This window comes from Roseomonas sp. GC11, assembly GCF_024437745.1.
GTDB lineage: Bacteria > Pseudomonadota > Alphaproteobacteria > Acetobacterales > Acetobacteraceae > Pseudoroseomonas.
In genome coordinates, this window is sequence record NZ_JANFNY010000012.1 from 11,692 (window position 1) to 29,985 (window position 18,294).

The following is an 18,294-nucleotide window of genomic DNA, read 5'->3' on the forward strand; positions in this document are numbered from 1 at the left end:
CGGAATCGAACCGACGACCTCTTGAATGCCATTCAAGCGCTCTCCCAACTGAGCTATGGCCCCTCAGGGAAGTGAGGGCGGCGTATAGCGGCGGGCGGCGGGGGACGCAAGCGGGGAAAAGCAGGGAAAACGCCGGGGCAGGGGCGCCGCCCTGGGGGAGTCTGGCAGCGGCTCGGGATGGCGGCTCGGGGCGGGCGCGCAAAAACAGCGCAAAATAAAACGGGCCGCCTTTTCAGGCAGCCCGTTGAACTGGTGGAGCCAATCGGAATCGAACCGACGACCTCTTGAATGCCATTCAAGCGCTCTCCCAACTGAGCTATGGCCCCTCAGGGAAGTGAGGCGGGGGTATAACGGCGGGGGCAGGGGTGCGCAAGCGGGAAGGGCGCGATGATTTGCGTTTTTTGCACCGCGCCGGCACCGCCCGCGCCCCGCTCGCCCCTTCCGCCGCCGCGCTGCCACCGGTAGCCTCCTGCGCACCTGAAACTGGGGAGCGTCAAATGCGGAAAGTCTACCCCGATGCGCGCGCCGCGCTGGACGGCCTGCTGCGCGACGGAATGCTGATCCACTCCGGCGGCTTCGGCCTGTGCGGCATTCCCTCGGCGCTGATCGAGGCCATCCGCGACGCCGGGGTGAAGGACCTGACCGTCGTCTCCAACAATGCCGGCGTCGATGATGCCGGGCTCGGCCTGCTGCTGAAGACGCGGCAGATCAAGAAGATGATTTCCTCCTATGTGGGGGAGAACAAGACCTTCGCCGAGCAGTTCCTGGCCGGGGAGCTGGAGATCGAGTTCAACCCGCAGGGCACGCTGGCCGAGCGCATCCGCGCCGGCGGCGCCGGCATCCCCGCCTTCTTCACCAAGACGGGCGTCGGCACCGCGGTGGCCGAGGGCAAGGAAACCCGCGACTTCGACGGCGAGGCCTATGTGATGGAGCGCGGCATCTTCGCCGACCTCGCCATCATCCACGCCTGGAAGGCGGATACCGAGGGCAACCTCGTCTTCCGCAAGTCGGCGCGCAACTTCAACCCGATGATGGCCACCGCCGCGAAGGTGACCGTGGTGCAGGTGGAACACCTGGTGCAGCCGGGGGAGATCGACCCCGACCACATCCACACCCCCGGCATCTATGTGAAGCGCATCGTCAAGCTGCCCGAGGGCTACGTGAAGCGCATCGAACAGCGCACCGTGCGCCCGCGCGCCTGAGAGGGAGGAACAAGCAATGCCCTGGACCCGCGACGAAATGGCGGCGCGCGCCGCGCGTGAGCTGCAGGATGGCTTCTATGTCAACCTCGGCATCGGCATCCCCACCCTGGTGGCCAACCACATCCCCGAGGGGATGAGCGTGCAGCTCCAGTCCGAGAACGGCATGCTCGGCATGGGCCCCTTCCCCTTCGAGGGCGAGGAGGATGCGGACCTGATCAATGCCGGCAAGCAGACCGTCACGGCCCTGCCCACCACCAGCTTCTTCTCGAGCGCCGACAGCTTCGCCATGATCCGTGGCGGGCATATCGACCTCTCCATCCTGGGCGCGCTCCAGGTGGCGCAGAATGGCGACCTCGCCAACTGGATGATCCCCGGCAAGATGGTGAAGGGCATGGGCGGTGCCATGGACCTCGTCGCCGGGGTGAAGAAGGTGGTCGTGCTGATGGAGCACACCGCCGGCGGCAAGCCCAAGCTGCTGAAGGAATGCACCCTGCCGCTGACCGGCAAGGGCGTGGTCGATATCGTCATCACCGAACTCGCGGTGTTCGAGATCGACCGCAAGGGCGGCGGCACCCGCCTCGTCGAACTGGCGCCGGGCGTGACGCTCGATGAGGTGCGCGAGAAGACCGAGGCGGAATTTAAAGCCTGAAACAGAAAAAAAGGTTCTTTTTTGGAAAAAAGAACCAAAAAACTTTTTTCAGTCAGCGTCCCGCTTCTGGTCTGAGGCGGGACGTCAGACTGAAAGAAAGTCTTTTTGCTTTTTTTTCTTCAGAAAAAGAAGATCTTCAAAAAAATTACTGCGTGATGGCCGGCGAGGCAGGCTGCGGCGTGGAGCGCAGGGCGGTGCCGGCGCGCTGCGAGTCGTAGCGCTGGCGGTCGTCATCCAGGCGCTGGCGCAGGCGCTCGATCTCCTGTTCGCGGCGGGTGAAGCTGCGCTGCCACTGCTCGTCGGTGAGGCGGCGCGGGGCGGCCCGGCGCACGGCGCGGCGGCGCGTGGTGGTGGCGCGGGTGGCCTCCTCGCGCGGCAGGGGCGGCGGCGTCCAGGCTGGTGCCATGGCGGGCTGCTGCCCCGGCAGGGTCAGCGGCGGCAGGCCGGTGGCGGTGGCGGGCCGGGCGGGCTCGACGGGGCGGATGCGGTCGAACTGCCGGCCGGAATTGCCCAGCAGGTCGCCGCCTGGCCCGGTTTCGTTCGGCCACATCTGGGCCGCCGCCGGCGGGGCGGGCAGCGCCAGCAGGGTCAGCAGCAGGGTCAGCAGCGGGGCCCGCGCCGGAAACCGCATGCGCACAGATCCTCATCCTGGGGGTTGAGGGCCAGGATGGCGGCTCCGCCTGTTGGGTTCAAGGGCCTGCGGCGGGCATGAAAAAGGCCCGGGGGAGGGCCCCCCGGGCCGTGGCGGCCCCGGCCGTGTGGCGGTGGCTCAGCGCAGGGCGAGCCAGCCCAGGATCGCGACACCCAGCACGATGCGGTACCAGGCGAAGGGGGTGAAGCCGATACGGCTGATGACGCCCATCAGCCAGCGCACCACCAGCAGCGCCACGACGAAGGCGGCGCCGAAGCCGATGCCGATCTCGCCCAGGGCCGAGAAGTCGAGATCGGCGCGGTTCTTCCACAGGCTGAACACCGTGGCGGCGATCATGGTGGGGATGGCGAGGAGGAAGCTGAACTCGGCGGCGGTGCGGCGGTCCACGCCGACCAGCAGGGCGCTGATGATGGTGGCGCCCGAGCGGCTGGTGCCCGGGATCATGGCCAGCGCCTGCCCGAAGCCGATGAGCAGCGCGGCGAGCGGCCCGATCTCCGGCACCGAGCGGATGGAGGGCGCACGCTGGACGCGCTCGATGGCGATGATGGCGACCCCGCCCGCGATCAGCGCCAGCGCCACCACGAGCGGGGTGTAGAGCAGCTGCGTGACCGTCTTGTAGAGCGTGGCGCCGAGCACCATGGCCGGCAGGAAGGCCAGGATCAGGTTGAGGGCGAAGTAGTATTCATGGCTGCCACGCCGCCACATGCCGGTGGCGATGCGCCAGAGTGTGCCGCGGAACAGCCAGATGATGGCGAGGATGGCGCCGAGCTGGATGCTGATCTCGAAGGTCTTGCCGGGCGGCCCCTGGAAGCCGATGACCTCCCCCAGCAGGATGAGATGGCCGGTGGAGGAGATGGGAAGGAACTCGGTCAGTCCTTCCACCACGCCCATGGCGAGGGCGGGCACGATCGAGGCGAAGTCCATGCGGATGATCCTGGCGCGGGAACAGGCGGGATAGCCTTGCCCGCGCCGGCTGTCACCGCCCGCTTCGTGACGCCTGCGTCACGCGCGCCGAGGGGGCTTGGCCCCCTCGCCCCCCTTTCTTTCCCTTGGGCAGGGGCAGGGTCCCCTGCACCCGCCTTCAGAGCGGGTTTCCAAAGGCCTCAGGCCTTTGGTGGGGCGCGTTTGAGAGGGGCGAAGCCCCTCTCACGATCTCTCAGCGCACCGTCTGGCCGGCGGTGAAGGCGAAGTTGTCGAAGGAGTTCTCGGCGACGCGGAACCAGGCGAATTCATCGTCGCGGAAGCGGCGGTAGGACTCCCAGATGGTCTTGAAGCGCTCGTTCTTGGCGCCCGTCTCCTCATACAGCTCATGCGCGGCCTTCCAGGCGGCGGAGAGGATCTCGCGCGACCAGGGGCGGAGCTGCGCGCCACCGGCGATCAGCCGGCGCAGGGCCTGCGGGTTGCCGGCGTCGTAGCGGGCGGTCATTTCCTGGTCCGCCTCGGCGCAGGCGGCCTCCAGGATGGCCTTGTAGCTGGCGGGCAGGGCCTCGAAGGCGGCCTTGTTGACCATCAGGTGCAGGCGCGCGCCCGGCTCCCAGAAGCCCGGGAAGTAGTAGTTGGGGGCGACGCGGGCGAAGCCCAGCTTCTCATCGTCATAGGGGCCGACGAACTCGACGGCGTCGAGGGTGCCGCGTTCCAGCGAGGGGTAGATGTCCGAGGCGGCGACCTGGGTCGGCACGGCGCCGAGCTTGGCGAAGACCTGGCCCGCGAAGCCGGCGATGCGGAATTTGAGGCCCTGGAGCTCGGCCAGGGTCTTCACTTCCTTGCGGAACCAGCCGCCCATCTGGGCGCCCGTGTCGCCCGCGGTGAAGGCGACGATGTTGTAGGCGCCGAAGAGATCCGCCGCCAGCGCCGCGCCGCCGCCATGGCGGTACCAGGCGTTGAACATGCGGGTGTTCAGGCCGAAGGGCAGGGCGGTGAAGAAGGCAAAGCCCGGCTCCTTGCCGATATAATAATAGGAGGCGGTATGGGCGCACTCGACGGTGCCGGCCTGCACCGCGTCCAGCGCCTGGAGGCCGCCGACGATCTCGCCGGCGGGGAAGGTGCGGATCTGGAACTTGCCGTCGGTCATGGCGGCGACGCGGCGGGCGATCAGTTCCGGGGCGCCGAAGAGGATATCGAGGTTGCGCGGGAAGGAGCTGGTCAGGCGCCACCGCACTTCCGGGGCCGCCGTCTGGGCCAGGGCGGGGGCGGCGAGGGCGGCCGGCGCAGCGGCGGCGGCGGCGCCGAGCAGGGCGCGGCGGTTCATGGCGTTTTCCTTCCGTGTGGGCGCAACATTGTTGCTTCTATGACAGGTTGCCCCGCAAGGAAAGCCTGCCACGGCGAGAAAGCGCGCAATCCGGGGCGCTGCCCCGGTCCCCGCTGGGGGGCCAGTGTCCCCCATATTTCCTTTTGGGACCCCGCCATCAGGGGGGGCGCAACTGAACGCGGGGTCCGGGGTGGCCGTGCCACCCCGGCGGAGGGGTTTGGGGAGGGCGGAGCCCTCCCCAAGACGATGGCCTGTTTGGGGAGGGCGAGGCCCCCCCAATGCCTCAGTAGCGGTATTCTTCGTGCTTGAAGGGGCCGGAGACCGGCACGCCGATATATTCGGCCTGGGCCGGGCTCAGCTGGGTGAGCTTGGCGCCAACCTTGGCGAGGTGGAGGAAGGCCACCTTCTCGTCCAGCTTCTTGGGCAGGGTGTAGACCTTGTTCTCATAGGCCTTGTGGTTGGTCCACAGCTCGATCTGCGCCAGGGTCTGGTTGGAGAAGCTGGCGGACATCACGAAGCTCGGGTGGCCGGTGGCGTTGCCGAGGTTCACGAGGCGGCCTTCCGAGAGGACGATGAGGCGCTTGCCGCCGGGGAAGACGACCTCATCCACCTGCGGCTTGACGTTGTCCCACTGGAAGTTGCGCAGCGCGCTGATCTGGATCTCGGAGTCGAAGTGCCCGATGTTGCAGACGATGGCGCGGTGCTTCATCGCGCGCATGTGGTCGAGCGTGATAACGTCGATATTGCCGGTGGCGGTGACGAAGATGTCGCCGCGCGGCGCGGCGTCCTCCATGGTCACGACCTCATAGCCTTCCATGGCGGCCTGGAGGGCGCAGATCGGGTCGGCCTCGGTCACCAGCACGCGGCAGCCGGCATTGCGCAGCGAGGCGGCGGAGCCCTTGCCCACATCGCCATAGCCGGCGACGACGGCGATCTTGCCGGCCATCATCACGTCCGTGCCACGGCGGATGGCGTCCACCAGGCTCTCGCGGCAGCCATAGAGGTTGTCGAACTTCGACTTGGTGACGCTGTCATTCACGTTGATGGCGGGGACCAGCAGCTTGCCCTGGCGCGCCATCTCCCACAGGCGGTGGACGCCGGTGGTCGTCTCCTCCGAGATGCCCTTGACGTTGGCCTTCAGCATCTCCGGGTACTTGTCGTGCATCAGCGTCGTCAGATCCCCGCCATCGTCGAGGATCATGTTGATCTCCCAGCCATCCGGGCCGCGGACGGTCTGTTCGATGCACCACCAGAACTCTTCCTCGTTCATGCCCTTCCAGGCGAAGACGGGGATGCCGGCGGCGGCGATGGCGGCGGCGGCGTGGTCCTGCGTCGAGAAGATGTTGCAGGAGGACCAGCGCACCTCGGCGCCGAGCGCGGTCAGCGTCTCGATCAGCACGGCGGTCTGGATGGTCATGTGCAGGCAGCCGGCGATGCGCGCGCCCTTCAGCGGCTGGCTGGCGCCATACTCGGCGCGGAGCGCCATCAGGCCGGGCATCTCGTCCTCGGCCATCGAGATCTCCTTGCGGCCCCATTCGGCCAGGGAGATGTCCTTCACCTTGTAGTCGGTGAAACCGGTCTTCGCGTCGGGCATGGCTGTTCTCCAGAAGTGCCCGCGCGATAGCACAGCCCGCCCGGCGCGAACAGGCCGAGGCACCCAGTCATAAGGATGTGTTTATATCTTTGGCGGGGTGGGCGGTGCGTTCAGCGCGGCTTGCGGAGAATCCATTTCGGGCTTTCCACCACCAGTTCCTGCCCGATTTCGGCGGCGAAAGCCTGGGCGGCCCGGGCGACGCTGGCCCAGGGGTAGTCATCCCCCACCAGCACGCCGCCCTTGTTGAGCAGGCCCCAGAACAGGCGGGCATCGCGCAGCACCGGCTCGTATTCATGGGCGGCGTCGATGTGGATGAGGTCGGCCTTCACCTTCAGCCGGCGCAGGATGGGGGCGGCGTTCTCGCTGGTCTGGGCCAGCGGCACCACGCGGTCCTGCAGGCCGCGATGGACCATGTTGCTGAGGAACTGCCAGTACAGCCCCGGCAGGCCATGCCGCAGGCGCAGCGACTCGAAGATGCGGTCCGGCCGCTCGCGGTTCCAGTGCTCGGGGCTGCCCAGGAAGGTGTCGATGGCGATGACGGCGCCCTCCACCCCGGCCTTGGCCATCGCCTGGCACAGGAAATTCACCGAGGCACCCTTCCACACCCCGACATCCAGGATGACCCGCGGCCGCACCTCCTGGACCAGCCGGGCGAGGGTGGGGTGGGTGCTGTTCCAGCCCTGGAGGTCCGCCGGCAGGTCCGGGACATAGCCGGCGAAAGGATCCTCCCCATAGAGCTTCAGGCAAAGCTCGCGCGCCAGACTCTGGGTGGTGGTGTCGGTCATGCCGGGGTCCTGCGCGCGAAGAGGGTTTTCTTTAAGTGTTCTTTTTTGAAAAAAAGAACCAAAAAACTTTTTTTAGTTTAGCGTCCCGCTGTGCCGGGAGACGGCGGCAGCCTGAAAAAACTTCTTTTTCTTTAGAAAAAGAAGATTATTTGATTTAATCGCTTTTGCTGGCCGTCGGATCGCTGAAGGCCATGACGAGTTCCTGGATGCGCTTGGGGTCGCTCTGCTCCATGACGCGGCGGGCGAAGCGGGCGCAGTCATCGATCTTCAGGGTGCGGACCATCTGCTTCACGCGCGGGATGGCGCTGGCATTCATCGAGAGCGAGCGCAGCCCGAGGCCGAGCAGCAGGGGCACGAGGCGCGGATTGCCCGCCATCTCGCCGCAGACGGAGACGGGCATGCGCAGGCGCAGCGCCGCCTCGGTGGCGAACTGCATCAGCCGCAGCACGGCCGGGTGCAGCGGGTCGTAGAGGTGGGAGACCTCGGCCTCCGCGCGGTCCACGGCCAGGGTGTACATGGCGAGGTCATTGGTGCCGATGGCGAAGAAATCCGCCTCCAGCGCGATGGCGTCGGCGGCGAGGGCCGCGCCCGGCGTCTCGATCATGGCGCCGAGGGGCGGCAGCTTGTCGGGCAGGGGGACGCCCTTGCGGCGCAGGCGGCGGGCGACGCGCTCATAGATCTCGCGCGCCTGGGCGACCTCGGCCGGGATGGTGACCATGGGCAGCAGGATGCGCACCGGCCCCTGGACGGCGACGCGCAGGATGGCGGCGAACTGCGCCTCCAGCAATTCGGGCCGCTTCAGCAGCATGCGGATGCCGCGCAGGCCGAGCGCCGGGTTGGGGCCGGAATGGTAAGGCTCGATCCCCTCGGCCAGGGCCTCGATATCCTTCTCCCCGCCCCAGTCGAGCACGCGGATGGTCACATGGTCCCCCGCCAGGGGGCCGACGATCTGGCTATAGGCCTCGAACTGCGCATCCTCGTCGGGGAGGTCCTCGCGGTTCATGAAGAGGAACTCGGTGCGCAGCAGGCCGATGCCCTGGGCGCCGGCCTGGGCGATCAGCGGCAGCTCGGCCGGGATTTCCAGATTGGCCTGGAGGTCCACCTCCTCCCCGTCCAGCGTGACGGAGGGCAGGCGGCGCAGCTTGGCGAGGCGGGCCTTTTCCTTGGCATAGGCGGCGAGGGCCTCGCGCCCGGCCTCCAGCGCGGCGGCGCCGGGGCGCAGCACGATGGTGCCGGCGCCGCCATCCAGCACCGCCTCGTCCCCGCGCCGCGCCGCCTCGGTCAGGCCGGGGCAGGCGAGGACGGAGGGAATGCCCAGCGCGCGCAGCATGATGGCGGTGTGGCCATCGGCGCCGCCTTCCTCGGTGGCGACGCCGGCGATGCGCGTGGGGTCGAGCAGCGCGGCATCGGCGGGGGTCAGTTCCTCGGCCACCAGGATGGCGCCGGGGGGCACGTCCTTCAGGCTGCGGAAGGGGGTGGCGGTGAGGTTGCGGGTGAGGCGGCGGGCGATTTCGCGCACCTCGCCGGCGCGGCGCTTCAGCCCGGCCTTGTCGTCATCCTTGGCGGCCAGGATGACGGCGGCGATGGCCTCCGCCTCGTCCTGGACGGCGGTCTCGGCGGCCAGCAGTTCCTCGGCGATGCGGCGGCGGGCGCCGCGCAGCAGGCGGCTCTCCCCCAGCATCAGCGCATAGGCGTCGAGCAGCGGCTCCAGCTCGCCCTGCGCCTCTTCCGGCAGGACGGAGAGGCGGGCCTTGAGCTTGGCCACCTGCTTGCGGCTGGCGGTGACGGCGTTGGCGAGGCGCTGGCGCTCCGGCTCCACCTGATCGGCGGCGATGCTGCGGCGCGGGGCGAGGGTCGGCACCTCGGAGGTGTCGAAGACGGCGCCGATGGCCACGCCCGGGCTGATGGCGAGGCCCTTGATCGTCGCCTCGCGCAGCCGGCGGGGCTGGGCGCGCGGCTCGGCCTCGGCGGCCTCCGGCTCGGGGGCCGGCCTGGCGGCGGCCTTGGCTTCGGTGGCCTTGGCGGTCGGCTTGGGCGCGGCGTCGGGTTCGGGCGCCGGCTTGGCGGCGGCCTTGGCCTCGGCGGCCTTGGCGGGCGGTTTGGGCGCGGCGTCGGGTTCGGGCGCCGGCTTCGCGGCGGCCTTGGCGGGTGGCTTGGGCGCGGCGTCGGGCTCGGGCGCCGGCTTCGCGGCGGCCTTGGCCTCGGCGGGCTTCGCCGGGGGTTTCGGCGGGGCCTCGGCCTCGGGGGTGGCCTTGCCGGGGGGCATCTTGCCCTCGGTGGCCTTGGGAGCAGTCTTGGACGCGGCTTCGGGCACGGGCGTGTCCTTGGCGGAGGTGCTCTTGCCCGCGGTATTGCGGGCGGCGGGCGCGACAATGCCGGGCGTGGCCCCGGCCGCCGGGGGTGAGGCGGCGGCCGGTGTGGTCTGGGTGGGCGTGGTCTGGGTGGGTGTGGTCTGGGCGGCGGGGCGGGCGGTGTCTGCCTTGCGCGCGTCAGTCTTCATGGAAGCCGGCCTCGATCAGGCCGGCCACCGCATCGAGCGCTTCCTTGGCATCCCACCCCTCGGCTTCCACCACGACCTCGCTGCCTTTGCCGGCACCCAGCATCATCAGCCCCATGATGGAACAGGCGGGCACCTTCTGACCATCGCGAGAGACGGTAAGGCAGGCAGAAAATCGCTCAGCAAGCGAAACGAGCTTGGCGGCGGCGCGGGCATGCAGGCCGCGGCTGTTGATGATGCGCACGCTGCGGCGCAGCACCAGGGGATTGGCCTCGGCCAGGGCCGGGGCGGCCATGGCCTCGCCCGCCATGCCCTCGCCCGCCATGTCGGACGGGGCGAGGAGCGCGGCGCTCCGCCAGAAACACAGGGGCTGCGGGTCCAGTCTCATGGGCCTGTCTCCTCCTTGGGTGGCGCGGCGCGGGGATGCGCGCCGTGCCACCATGGCTGTGCCGCCCTCTCTCCGGCCCCGGCGGGGCTCAGCCCGCGTTGCGGGCGGGCTCGGCGGCGGGGACGGGCTCGGCCGGGGGCTGGCAGCGGGCCGGCGTCGCGCAGGCAATATAGTGACGCCCGGCGCGCATGGCATGGTCCACGGCGGGTCCCAGTGGCTCCGCCCCGCGAACCCGCGCAAGCTTGACCAGCATGGGCAGGTTGAGGCCGGCGATCACCTCGATCCCGCGGCCGGCGGCGAGGCTGTCCTGCGCCACGGCGGTGGCGAGGTTGGAGGGGGTGCCGCCGAACATGTCGGTGAGCAGCACCACGCCATCGCCACTGTCGACGCGGGCGACGCAGCCGAGGATATCGTGCTTGCGCCCGTCCATGTCGTCCTCCGGCCCGATGCAGACCGTCTCGACCTGCGCCTGGGGGCCGACGACGTGTTCCATCGCCAGGCGGAACTCCTCGGCCAGGCGGCCATGGCTGACCAGAACCATGCCGATCATCGGGAATGCGCCATCAGAATGTGCAAGAAGAAGGGCCCTCCCGACCCGGTTGCGTGGGCGGCGCGGCGGCGCCGTTGCGAAGCTCCGGCCGCGCCGGTGCCCCCGCTGTTATTTCGGTGGCCATTATTCCGGTGATCGCCAGTTCGCGGTGGCGGAGATCGACCCGCCACCCTTGTGTGGCGAGATGGGCCGCCAGTCGCTCGGCCACGAGCACGGAGCGGTGCTTGCCGCCCGTGCAGCCGAGCGCGACGGTGAGATATTTTTTGCCCTCCGCCGCGTAGCGGGGCAACAGCGGGTCTAGCAGCGCCGTCATGCGTTGCCAGAATGGGACGAATTCCGGGTCGGCCGTGATGAAGGCGGCCACCGGGGCATCCTGCCCCGTCATCGGGCGCAGCGCCGGGTCGTAATGCGGGTTGCGCAGGAAGCGCAGGTCCAGCACCAGATCCGCCTCGCGCGGCAGGCCGCGCGGGAAGCCGAAGGAAAGCACGGCCACCGCCATGCCCTCCGGCCCGGCGCCGGTGCGGTAGCGCCGCTCCACCTGCCGGCGGAGTTCGGGCAGGGGCAGCTCGGTGGTGTCGATCACGGCATCCGCCGCGTCGCGCAGCGGCTCCAGCAGGGCGCGCTCCCGCGCGATGCCATCGGCCACCGAGCCGCCGAGCGAGCCGCCCGGCGCCAGCGGGTGGCGCCGCCGCGTCTCGGAGAAGCGGCGCAGCAGCACCGCCTCCTCCGCCGTGACATAGAGCAGCTCGGGCGCGAGGCCCGGCAGGGCGCGCAGATGGTCGATCCGCCGCAGCAGCCCCGCCGCGTCGAAGCCGCGGGTGCGGGCGTCGATGCCCACCGCCAGCGGCACATGCGCGCCGCCGGGGGCGGCCTCGCGCACCACCTCCTCCAGGATGGAGAGGGGCGGGTTGTCGATGCTCTCGAAGCCCAGATCCTCCAGCATGCGCAGGATCGAGGCCTTGCCGGCGCCGGACAGCCCGGTGACGATGACGACAGGCCGCGCCGCGCTCACGCGGTGAAGGCCCTCTCGAAGGCCCCCCCGAAGGCCCCGGCGCGCAGGGCCAGCGGGGCGGGGCCGAGGCCCAGCGTGGCCAGGGCCATCTCCAGCCGGGCGGGGGCGGAGGCCTCGAAGCCATGCAGCCGCAGGGCGGGCAGCGGGCCGCCCGGCGCGGCGTGGTGGCGCGGCTCGGGCAGGCGGGGGATCTCCTCCCCCTGCGGGCGCAGCTCCACCACGAGGCGCAGCGGCGCCGGGGCATGCGGCAGCCCCTCCACCAGGCCGAGGCCGCGCAGCTCCAGCATCCCGGCCAGCGACTCGGGGGCATGGGCCAGGGTCTCGCCGGGGGTGGGGGTGGGCTCCAGCACCACCTGGTCGTCCGCCACCAGGGTCCAGCCCTGGCGCAGCAGGCGCAGCACGAGATCCGACTTGCCGCTTCCGGGCGGGCCCAGGAACAGGACGCCCGCGCCGTGCAGGGCCGCGCAACTGCCGTGCTGGATCATCGCCGAGGACGGGCCCCCCTGAAACTTGCCGAAATATGGCAGGATCGAGGCGGCTGTAAAAGCCATCCCCCAGGGGCACCGGCAGTTGTCGCCAGGGCGGGCTTTTTGCCCCCAGCGCGAGGGATGGCGCGAGGGGCGGCGCGGGGAGGGGCGCGGGGAGGGGCGCGGGGAGGCGGGCGCGGAAGGGGGGGCTGCCCGGAAGGGGAAGGGGGCCCATGCTGTGCCTCGGGGTTCGGTCCTGGACGTGGTGCGGTGGAAGCTTGGGGGGCTTTTCGCGATGGATGGCCCGGCGCCCCGCCAGCAGGCCCGCGTGGCGCGGGGCTGGGGCCGGGGTGCCGGGAGACCCGCCCAGGGCCTGGCGGAAAGCCAGCGCCCGGGCGCCCTGGCCCCGCCGGGGCCGGGCGCCCGGTCAAGGGGGGCGGCCGTTGCGGGCGGCGGGGGGTGATGCCACCTTGCGCCACCATGAGCGAAGAAACCGTCACCATCCGCGCGATCCCGCCCGATGCCGCGGCCATCCGCGCCGCCGCCGGGCGAATCGCCCCCTGGGTGCGCCGCACGCCGCTGCTCTCCCTGCCGGCCGCCGCGCTGGGCACGCCCTGCGACGTCACGCTGAAGCTGGAACTGCTCCAGGCCAGCGGCTCCTTCAAGCCGCGCGGAGCCTTCAACCGCATCCTCTCGGCCCGCGCGGCGGGGCTGCTGCCACCGGCCGGGGTCATCGCCGCCTCGGGGGGCAATCATGGCGCGGCGGTGGCCTATGCGGCGCGCGCCCTCGGCATCCCGGCCGAGATCTTCGTTCCCGAGATCACCAGCCCGGCCAAGCTGGCCCGCATCCAGTCCTATGGCGCAACCCTGGTGCAGGGCGGCGCCACCTATGACGAGGCCCGCCAGGCCAGCGAGGCCCGCGCCGCCGCGACGGGCGCGCTGATCGTCCACGCCTATGACCAGCCGGAGGTCCTGGCCGGCCAGGGCACGCTGGCGCTGGAACTGGAGGAGCAGGCGCCGGAACTGACCCATATCCTGGTGGCCACCGGCGGCGGCGGGCTGATCGGCGGCGTCGCCTCCTGGTATGGCGAGCGGGTGGAGGTCATCAGCGTCGAGCCGGAAGGCTGCCCCACCCTGTTCACCGCCCTGCGCGAGGGCTACCCGGTGCCCGCCCCGGTGGGCGGCGTGGCGGCGGACAGCCTGGGCGCGCGGCAGGTCGGCCGGCTGATGTTCGAGGTCGCCCGGCGCAATATCGGCACCGCCCTGCTGGTGCCGGACGAGGCCATCCGCGCCGCCCAGAAGGCGCTGTGGGAACAGGTCCGGCTGGTGGCCGAGCCAGGGGGCGCCACCGCCCTGGCCGCCCTGCTCTGCGGCGCCTTCGTGCCGCCGGAAGGGGCGCGGGTGGGCGTTGTCGTCTGCGGCAGCAATACCGATCCGGGAAGTGTGGTTTGAGAAAAGGGGAGAGGTTCTTTTTTGAAAAAAAGAACCAAAAAACTTTTTTCAGTTCAGCGGCCCGCCTCAGGCCTGAAGCGGGACGCCAACTGAAAAAAGTCTCCTGGCCCGCGCGGGTCTGCCTTGCGGTGATGTGAGCAGGCGGGAGGCGTCCCACCGGCCTAGACTCCGCCCGCCGGGTGCAAGGGATGTCCCATGAGCGATGATGAGAAACCCGCGCTGACCGTCCACGGCCTGTTCGTGGAGCGGCAGCAGATCGAGGCGGGCAAGCTGGCGGCGGAGCAGGCCGCCACGCGCCACGCGGCCGAGGAACTGGCCCGGCAGCGCAAGGCCTTCGAGGCCCGGCCGCTGACCGCGGCGGACCGCAGGGAAATCCAGGACCACATCCGCGCCGCCTTCGACGCGGGGGAGAAGTCGCTGCAGGTCGTCACCTTCCCCAGCGGCTTCTGCCCGGATGAGGGGCGGCACATCAACCACGCCCTGCCGGGCTGGGAGGATGAACTGCCGGGCTATGCCCGCCGCGTCTATGAGTTCTGGGATGAGGCGCTGCGCCCCGGTGGCTTTGGCTTCAATGCGCGGGTCATCAGCTACCCGAACGGCATGCCGGGGGATATCGGCCTGTTCATCACCTGGCCCGAAGCCGATGGCTGAGATCCGCCCCGCCCGGGAGGATGACCTCCCGGGCATGCTGGCGCTCTACCGCCACCTGAATGAGCGTGACCCGCCCCTGACGCCGGAGCAGGCCGCCCCGGCCTGGGCCGCGCTGCTGGCGCGCGCCACCGTCTTCGTGGCGGTGGCGGAGGGCGTGCCGGTGGCCTCCTGCACCCTGGTGGTGGTGCCCAATGTGACTGCGGGCGCGCGTCCCTATGCCCTGGTGGAAAACGTGGTGACCCATGCCGATTGGCGCCGCCGCGGCCTGGGCCATGCCGTGCTGCGCGCGGCGCTGGAGCAGGCACGCGGGCAGGGCTGCTACAAGGTGATGCTCGCCACCGGCTCGAAAGAGCCGGGCACGCTGCGCTTCTACGCGGAGGCCGGCTTCACCGGCGGCACCAAGACCTTCTTCGAGTGGCGCGACCTGCCGCCGCGCGCGGCGGGCCCGGCGGTGGCCTGAGGGGGCAGGGGGGCGGGGGGCGTGGTCCCCCGCGGCCACCCACAGAAAGAATGGTCAGCCGAGGGGCAGCCGCACGACGAAGCGCGCGCCCGTCACCTTGCCGTCCTCGTCGCGGCGGTTCTCGGCGCTGATGCGCCCGCCCAGCCCCTCGACGATCTGCCGGCTGATGGACAGGCCCAGCCCCGAATGCTGCCCGAAGCGCTCGCCATGCGGGCGCTCCGAGTAGAAGCGGGCGAAGATCCCCTCCAGCTTGGCCTCGGGGATGCCGGGGCCTTCATCCTCGACGGTGAATTCCATCATCGCCCCGGTGGGGCGGGCGCGCATCCAGACGCGGCCGCGCTCGGGCGAGAAGGAAATGGCATTGCCCAGCAGGTTGCGGAACACCTGCACCAGGCGCCCCTCCACCCCGCGCACCACCAGCGGCCCGGCGGCCATGTCCAGCTCGACGATCGTATCGTCCTCGCCGCGCGTGGTGTTGTGCAGCTCCGCCAGGGCCGAGAGGATGGGGGCGATGTCCACCGGCTCCGACGCCGTGCGCGAGAGTTCGGCATCCACGCGCGAGGAATCGGCGATATCGGCGATCAGCCGGTCCATCCGCACCGCGTCATCGGCGATGATGCCGAGCAGGCGCTTCTGGTGCTCCGGATTCTCGATGCGGCGCAGCGTCTCGATGGCGCTGCGCACGCTGGTCAGCGGGTTGCGGAGTTCGTGGGCGACATCGGCGGCGAAGCGCTCATTCATGTCGATGCGCGCCCACAGGGCGGTGGCGGAGGATTGCAGGTCGCGCGCCAGGATGCCGATCTCGTCCTCCCGCGCCATCAGGGCGGAGGGGACGGAACCGGCGCGGCCCTTGCCCTGGCGCATGGCCGCCGCCGCCCCGGCCAGGGCCAGGATGGGCGAGGCGATGGTGCGCGAGAGGTAGAGCGAGGCCGCGACCGTCAGCAGCAGCGCCAGCAGGAAGAGGCCGAGGACGGAGGAGCGGATATCGAGCAGCCGCGCATCCACCTCCCGCGCCTCGCGGGTGAGCAGGATGATGCCGACGCTCTGCCCGCCGCGCCGCGCTGGCTCGGCCACGGAGACGAGCAGCCGCCCCTCCTGGGTGCGGCGGATATAGGGGCGCACGCCGCCCTCAAGGGCGAGGCGCAGTTCCTCCCGCCGGTCCGGCCCCAGGGCGGGCTGCCAGTCGAAGGAGGGGGCATTCGGCCCGACATCGACGAAGACGGCGTCATCCGCGCTGCGCGGCCCGTAGACCGAGCGCGGCAGCAGGGCGAGGATGCGGTCATACAGCCCGGCGATGGTGCCGGCGAAGGCGCCGCGCGGCTCCGGCGGCGGCAGCGGCTCGGTGACGATGGCGCCGCCCTGGCCCTCGCGCACGCGGCTGTCGGCCACCAGCAGGCCGGTGGTGTCGAACAGCTTGGCCTGGGTGTTGGGGCTGGGCTCGGCCAGGCGGCGCAGCAGGGGGCGGGCGCTGTCCGGCACCAGGATGGCGCGGTCATCCTGGAGGCGGACGGCGGCCTCGGCAATGCCGGCGGCGTAGATGCGCGCCTGGGTGCGCAGCGACTCGACCTCGGCGGCGAGCAGCCCGTTCTGATACTGGTCCAGGTAGAGCAGCGCCGCCGCCAGCAGCGCCGGCGCCATGACGTTCAGCAGCAGGATGCGGCGCAGCAGCGGCGAGACGCGGCGGCGCGGCGCGGCCTCGGCCGGCGCGCCGGCGGGAAGGGGGGCCGCCGGCGGAGTTGGTGCCGCAATGGGGGCCGCGGCGGGGGCGGGGCCGCCTGCGTCGGGCAAGGTCAGGCTTCCTTGTAGCGATAGCCGATGCCGTAGAGCGTCTCGATCATCGAGAAGTCGTCATCCACCGCGCGGAACTTCTTGCGCACGCGCTTCACATGGCTGTCGATGGTGCGGTCATCGACATAGATGGCCTCGCCATAGGCGGCATCGATCAGCTGGTCGCGGTTCTTCACCATGCCGGGGCGCTGGGCCAGCGCCTTGACCAGCAGGAACTCGGTGACGGTGAGCTGCACCGCCTGCCCCTTCCAGGTGCAGGTGTGCTTGGTTTCGTCCAGCACGAGGTCGCCCCGGGTGATGACGCCGCTGGGCGGGGCGCCGCTGCCCTCGGCGCGGCTGGCCTCGTTGCGGCGCAGCAGGGCGCGGATGCGCTCGATCAGCAGGCGCTGGCTGAAGGGCTTGGTGATGTAGTCATCCGCGCCGAGGCGCAGGCCCATCAGCTGGTCCAGTTCCTCATCCTTCGAGGTGAGGAAGATCACCGGCACGGAGGAGCGCTGGCGCAGGCGCTGCAGCAGTTCCATGCCGTCCATGCGGGGCATCTTGATGTCCAGCACGGCCAGGTCCACCGGGCGGGAGAGCAGGCCCTGCAGCGCGCTTTCCCCATCCGTGTAGGTGCGCACCTGGAAGCCTTCCTGCTCCAGCGTCATGGAGACGGAGGTCAGGATGTTGCGGTCGTCATCAACGAGGGCAATGGTCGCGGGCATGGGGAACTCTGTACTCCTTCCCCATCCACTCTGCCGCCCTTTTATGTCTTCTTTCGGGCCGGCGCCGCGTGGGGTGGCCCGAATGGGTTTCCAAAGGCCTCAGGCCTTTGGCGGCTGCAAGGCGCTGCCTTGCAGGTGCGAGAGGGGCGGAGCCCCTCTCAGGAGCGGGCGCTGCGCCGCCCTGGGCCGTGGCGCCCCGGCTGCGTAGAGTGCCCTGTCGAGTTCCTTGGCGAGTCCCTGGCGGAGAGCGCGAGAACATGGAGAAGGATGAGGGGGTGGCGCGGGCGCGGGCCCTGCTGCGCGGGGCGCGCTCCGGGGCGCTGGCCACCCAGGAGGAGGGGCAGCCCTTCGCCAGCCTGGTGACGCCGGCCATGGCGCCGGATCTGTCCGTGCTGCTCTGGCTGTCCTCGCTCTCGGCCCATACGCGGCAGCTGGCGCGGGAGCCGCGCTGCGCCCTGCTGGTCCAGGGCGAGGCGGCCGAGGCGAATCCGCAGACCGCCCCTCGCGTGACTGTGACCGGGCTGGCCGAGCGGGTGGAGGGGGAGGATCTCGCCCCCCTGAAGGCGCGCTGGCTGGCCCTGCATCCCTATGCCGCGCTCTATGCGGAGTTCGCGGATTTCGCGCTCTGGCGCATCCGGCCGCAGGCGGCGCTGCTGGTGGGCGGCTTCGCCGCCGCGCTGCGCCTGCGTGGCAGCGCGCTGCTGCCGGACCCCGTGGCCGCGCAAACCATTGCGGAAGCGGAATCTGACATTTGCGGGCATGTGAATGCCGACCATGCCGAGGCGCTGGGCCTCATCGCCACCCGCCTGCTGGGGCAGCCGGAAGGGGCGTGGCGGATGGTGGCGGTGGATGTCGATGGCTGTGATCTGGTGGCCGGGGAGGGGCGGTGCCGGCTGAATTTCGCATCCCCCGTGGCGGCGCCCGATGGCGTGCGGCAGGCCCTGGTGGCGGCGGTGCGGCAGGCGCGGAATGGGGAGAAATAAGGCGGAATTCAGGCGCTTGCGGCAACTTGTATGATAATATGACAGGAACACATACATTGACCGCTGAACAGGCAACGTCCTAGTTTGTGAGACATCCGGCGTGCGGCGCATGGGGTGCGGTGCACGTGATGCGGCCCCGCGCCGGATATCCCCTCGGCTACTGCCCCGCCGGATTCCCGGTGGAGGAAAAGCGCCTTGACCGGAGTCCGCAT

18 protein-coding genes and 1 tRNA gene are annotated in these 18,294 nt (G+C 70.5%); 6 read left to right on the forward strand and 13 right to left on the reverse strand.

Annotation, left to right across the window (positions count from 1 at the left end):
- Positions 1-250: 250 nt before the first annotated feature.
- Positions 251-326, reverse strand: a tRNA-Ala gene (locus NON00_RS05520).
- A gap of 171 nt (positions 327-497) precedes the next feature.
- On the opposite strand from NON00_RS05520, the gene NON00_RS05525 reads away from it, so the two are divergent.
- A complete protein-coding gene (locus NON00_RS05525; protein ID WP_256018276.1) occupies positions 498-1,202 on the forward strand; it encodes a CoA transferase subunit A in 705 nt (234 codons plus the stop codon).
- A 16-nt stretch (positions 1,203-1,218) separates the two neighbouring features.
- The gene (locus NON00_RS05530) at positions 1,219-1,851 is read left to right on the forward strand and encodes a CoA transferase subunit B (RefSeq protein WP_256018278.1); all 633 of its coding nucleotides are present in this window, start codon (positions 1,219-1,221) and stop codon (positions 1,849-1,851) included.
- A 145-nt stretch (positions 1,852-1,996) separates the two neighbouring features.
- On the opposite strand, the gene NON00_RS05535 is transcribed toward NON00_RS05530, so the two are convergent.
- From NON00_RS05535 to NON00_RS05580, 10 genes are all read right to left on the reverse strand, one after another.
- Positions 1,997-2,482 (reverse strand): hypothetical protein, encoded by a 486-nt coding sequence (locus NON00_RS05535; protein ID WP_256018281.1) that lies wholly within the window; start codon positions 2,480-2,482, stop codon positions 1,997-1,999.
- 138 nt (positions 2,483-2,620) lie between these two features.
- Positions 2,621-3,427, reverse strand: coding sequence for an undecaprenyl-diphosphate phosphatase (locus NON00_RS05540; RefSeq protein WP_256018284.1), 807 nt, complete (start codon positions 3,425-3,427; stop codon positions 2,621-2,623).
- Between the two features lie 232 nt (positions 3,428-3,659).
- Positions 3,660-4,751, reverse strand: coding sequence for a TRAP transporter substrate-binding protein (locus NON00_RS05545; protein WP_256018286.1), 1,092 nt, complete (start codon positions 4,749-4,751; stop codon positions 3,660-3,662).
- Positions 4,752-5,034: 283 nt separating this feature from the next.
- Positions 5,035-6,345: an adenosylhomocysteinase gene (ahcY, locus tag NON00_RS05550; RefSeq protein WP_256018289.1), complete on the reverse strand. Its 1,311-nt coding sequence runs from the start codon at positions 6,343-6,345 to the stop codon at positions 5,035-5,037.
- A gap of 110 nt (positions 6,346-6,455) precedes the next feature.
- Positions 6,456-7,130, reverse strand: a complete 675-nt coding sequence (locus NON00_RS05555; protein ID WP_256018292.1) for a class I SAM-dependent methyltransferase — start codon at positions 7,128-7,130, stop codon at positions 6,456-6,458.
- Positions 7,131-7,284: 154 nt separating this feature from the next.
- Positions 7,285-9,066, reverse strand: a complete 1,782-nt coding sequence (gene ptsP / locus NON00_RS05560) for a phosphoenolpyruvate--protein phosphotransferase (protein ID WP_370688677.1) — start codon at positions 9,064-9,066, stop codon at positions 7,285-7,287.
- A gap of 553 nt (positions 9,067-9,619) precedes the next feature.
- The gene (locus NON00_RS05565) at positions 9,620-9,922 is read right to left on the reverse strand and encodes an HPr family phosphocarrier protein (RefSeq protein WP_370688678.1); all 303 of its coding nucleotides are present in this window, start codon (positions 9,920-9,922) and stop codon (positions 9,620-9,622) included.
- Between the two features lie 181 nt (positions 9,923-10,103).
- Positions 10,104-10,565, reverse strand: coding sequence for a PTS sugar transporter subunit IIA (locus NON00_RS05570; protein ID WP_256018297.1), 462 nt, complete (start codon positions 10,563-10,565; stop codon positions 10,104-10,106).
- Positions 10,566-10,578: 13 nt separating this feature from the next.
- Positions 10,579-11,577, reverse strand: coding sequence for an RNase adapter RapZ (gene rapZ, locus NON00_RS05575; RefSeq protein ID WP_256018299.1), 999 nt, complete (start codon positions 11,575-11,577; stop codon positions 10,579-10,581).
- Positions 11,574-12,062 (reverse strand): HPr kinase/phosphorylase, encoded by a 489-nt coding sequence (locus NON00_RS05580; protein WP_256018301.1) that lies wholly within the window; start codon positions 12,060-12,062, stop codon positions 11,574-11,576. Before NON00_RS05580 ends, rapZ begins: the two co-directional genes overlap by 4 nt.
- Positions 12,063-12,524: 462 nt before the next feature.
- Here NON00_RS05580 and NON00_RS05585 point away from each other — a divergent pair, with 462 nt between their 5' ends.
- The 3 genes from NON00_RS05585 (at position 12,525) to NON00_RS05595 (ending at position 14,607) form a co-directional block, all read left to right on the forward strand.
- Positions 12,525-13,496 carry a threonine/serine dehydratase gene (locus NON00_RS05585; protein ID WP_256018303.1) on the forward strand — a complete coding sequence of 324 codons (972 nt, stop codon included), beginning with the start codon at positions 12,525-12,527 and terminating at the stop codon, positions 13,494-13,496.
- A 195-nt stretch (positions 13,497-13,691) separates the two neighbouring features.
- Positions 13,692-14,147: a hypothetical protein gene (locus NON00_RS05590; protein WP_256018304.1), complete on the forward strand. Its 456-nt coding sequence runs from the start codon at positions 13,692-13,694 to the stop codon at positions 14,145-14,147.
- The gene (locus tag NON00_RS05595; RefSeq protein ID WP_256018305.1) at positions 14,140-14,607 is read left to right on the forward strand and encodes a GNAT family N-acetyltransferase; all 468 of its coding nucleotides are present in this window, start codon (positions 14,140-14,142) and stop codon (positions 14,605-14,607) included. The genes NON00_RS05590 and NON00_RS05595 overlap by 8 nt, the downstream gene beginning before the upstream one ends.
- Positions 14,608-14,661: 54 nt before the next feature.
- Here the strand turns inward: NON00_RS05595 and NON00_RS05600 are convergent, their stop codons facing one another.
- Both NON00_RS05600 and NON00_RS05605 read right to left on the reverse strand, forming a co-directional pair.
- Positions 14,662-16,395, reverse strand: a complete 1,734-nt coding sequence (locus NON00_RS05600) for a stimulus-sensing domain-containing protein (protein ID WP_256018306.1) — start codon at positions 16,393-16,395, stop codon at positions 14,662-14,664.
- Between the two features lie 2 nt (positions 16,396-16,397).
- Positions 16,398-17,099, reverse strand: coding sequence for a response regulator transcription factor (locus tag NON00_RS05605; RefSeq protein WP_256018308.1), 702 nt, complete (start codon positions 17,097-17,099; stop codon positions 16,398-16,400).
- A gap of 257 nt (positions 17,100-17,356) precedes the next feature.
- On the opposite strand from NON00_RS05605, the gene NON00_RS05610 reads away from it, so the two are divergent.
- Positions 17,357-18,082: a HugZ family protein gene (locus NON00_RS05610; RefSeq protein ID WP_256018310.1), complete on the forward strand. Its 726-nt coding sequence runs from the start codon at positions 17,357-17,359 to the stop codon at positions 18,080-18,082.
- Positions 18,083-18,294: the final 212 nt, after the last annotated feature.

Excerpts from the sequence above, each read along its gene's own strand:
- NON00_RS05525 (WP_256018276.1), top strand. The coding sequence starts at position 498 with ATGCGGAAAGTCTACCCCGATGCGCGCGCCGCGCTGGACGGCCTGCTG.
- NON00_RS05530 (WP_256018278.1), top strand. The coding sequence starts at position 1,219 with ATGCCCTGGACCCGCGACGAAATGGCGGCGCGCGCCGCGCGTGAGCTG.
- NON00_RS05535 (WP_256018281.1), bottom strand. The coding sequence starts at position 2,482 with ATGCGGTTTCCGGCGCGGGCCCCGCTGCTGACCCTGCTGCTGACCCTG.
- NON00_RS05540 (WP_256018284.1), bottom strand. The coding sequence starts at position 3,427 with ATGGACTTCGCCTCGATCGTGCCCGCCCTCGCCATGGGCGTGGTGGAA.
- NON00_RS05545 (WP_256018286.1), bottom strand. The coding sequence starts at position 4,751 with ATGAACCGCCGCGCCCTGCTCGGCGCCGCCGCCGCCGCTGCGCCGGCC.
- ahcY (WP_256018289.1), bottom strand. The coding sequence starts at position 6,345 with ATGCCCGACGCGAAGACCGGTTTCACCGACTACAAGGTGAAGGACATC.
- NON00_RS05555 (WP_256018292.1), bottom strand. The coding sequence starts at position 7,130 with ATGACCGACACCACCACCCAGAGTCTGGCGCGCGAGCTTTGCCTGAAG.
- NON00_RS05565 (WP_370688678.1), bottom strand. The coding sequence starts at position 9,922 with ATGGCCGCCCCGGCCCTGGCCGAGGCCAATCCCCTGGTGCTGCGCCGC.
- NON00_RS05570 (WP_256018297.1), bottom strand. The coding sequence starts at position 10,565 with ATGATCGGCATGGTTCTGGTCAGCCATGGCCGCCTGGCCGAGGAGTTC.
- NON00_RS05580 (WP_256018301.1), bottom strand. The coding sequence starts at position 12,062 with ATGATCCAGCACGGCAGTTGCGCGGCCCTGCACGGCGCGGGCGTCCTG.
- NON00_RS05585 (WP_256018303.1), top strand. The coding sequence starts at position 12,525 with ATGAGCGAAGAAACCGTCACCATCCGCGCGATCCCGCCCGATGCCGCG.
- NON00_RS05590 (WP_256018304.1), top strand. The coding sequence starts at position 13,692 with ATGAGCGATGATGAGAAACCCGCGCTGACCGTCCACGGCCTGTTCGTG.
- NON00_RS05595 (WP_256018305.1), top strand. The coding sequence starts at position 14,140 with ATGGCTGAGATCCGCCCCGCCCGGGAGGATGACCTCCCGGGCATGCTG.
- NON00_RS05605 (WP_256018308.1), bottom strand. The coding sequence starts at position 17,099 with ATGCCCGCGACCATTGCCCTCGTTGATGACGACCGCAACATCCTGACC.
- NON00_RS05610 (WP_256018310.1), top strand. The coding sequence starts at position 17,357 with ATGGAGAAGGATGAGGGGGTGGCGCGGGCGCGGGCCCTGCTGCGCGGG.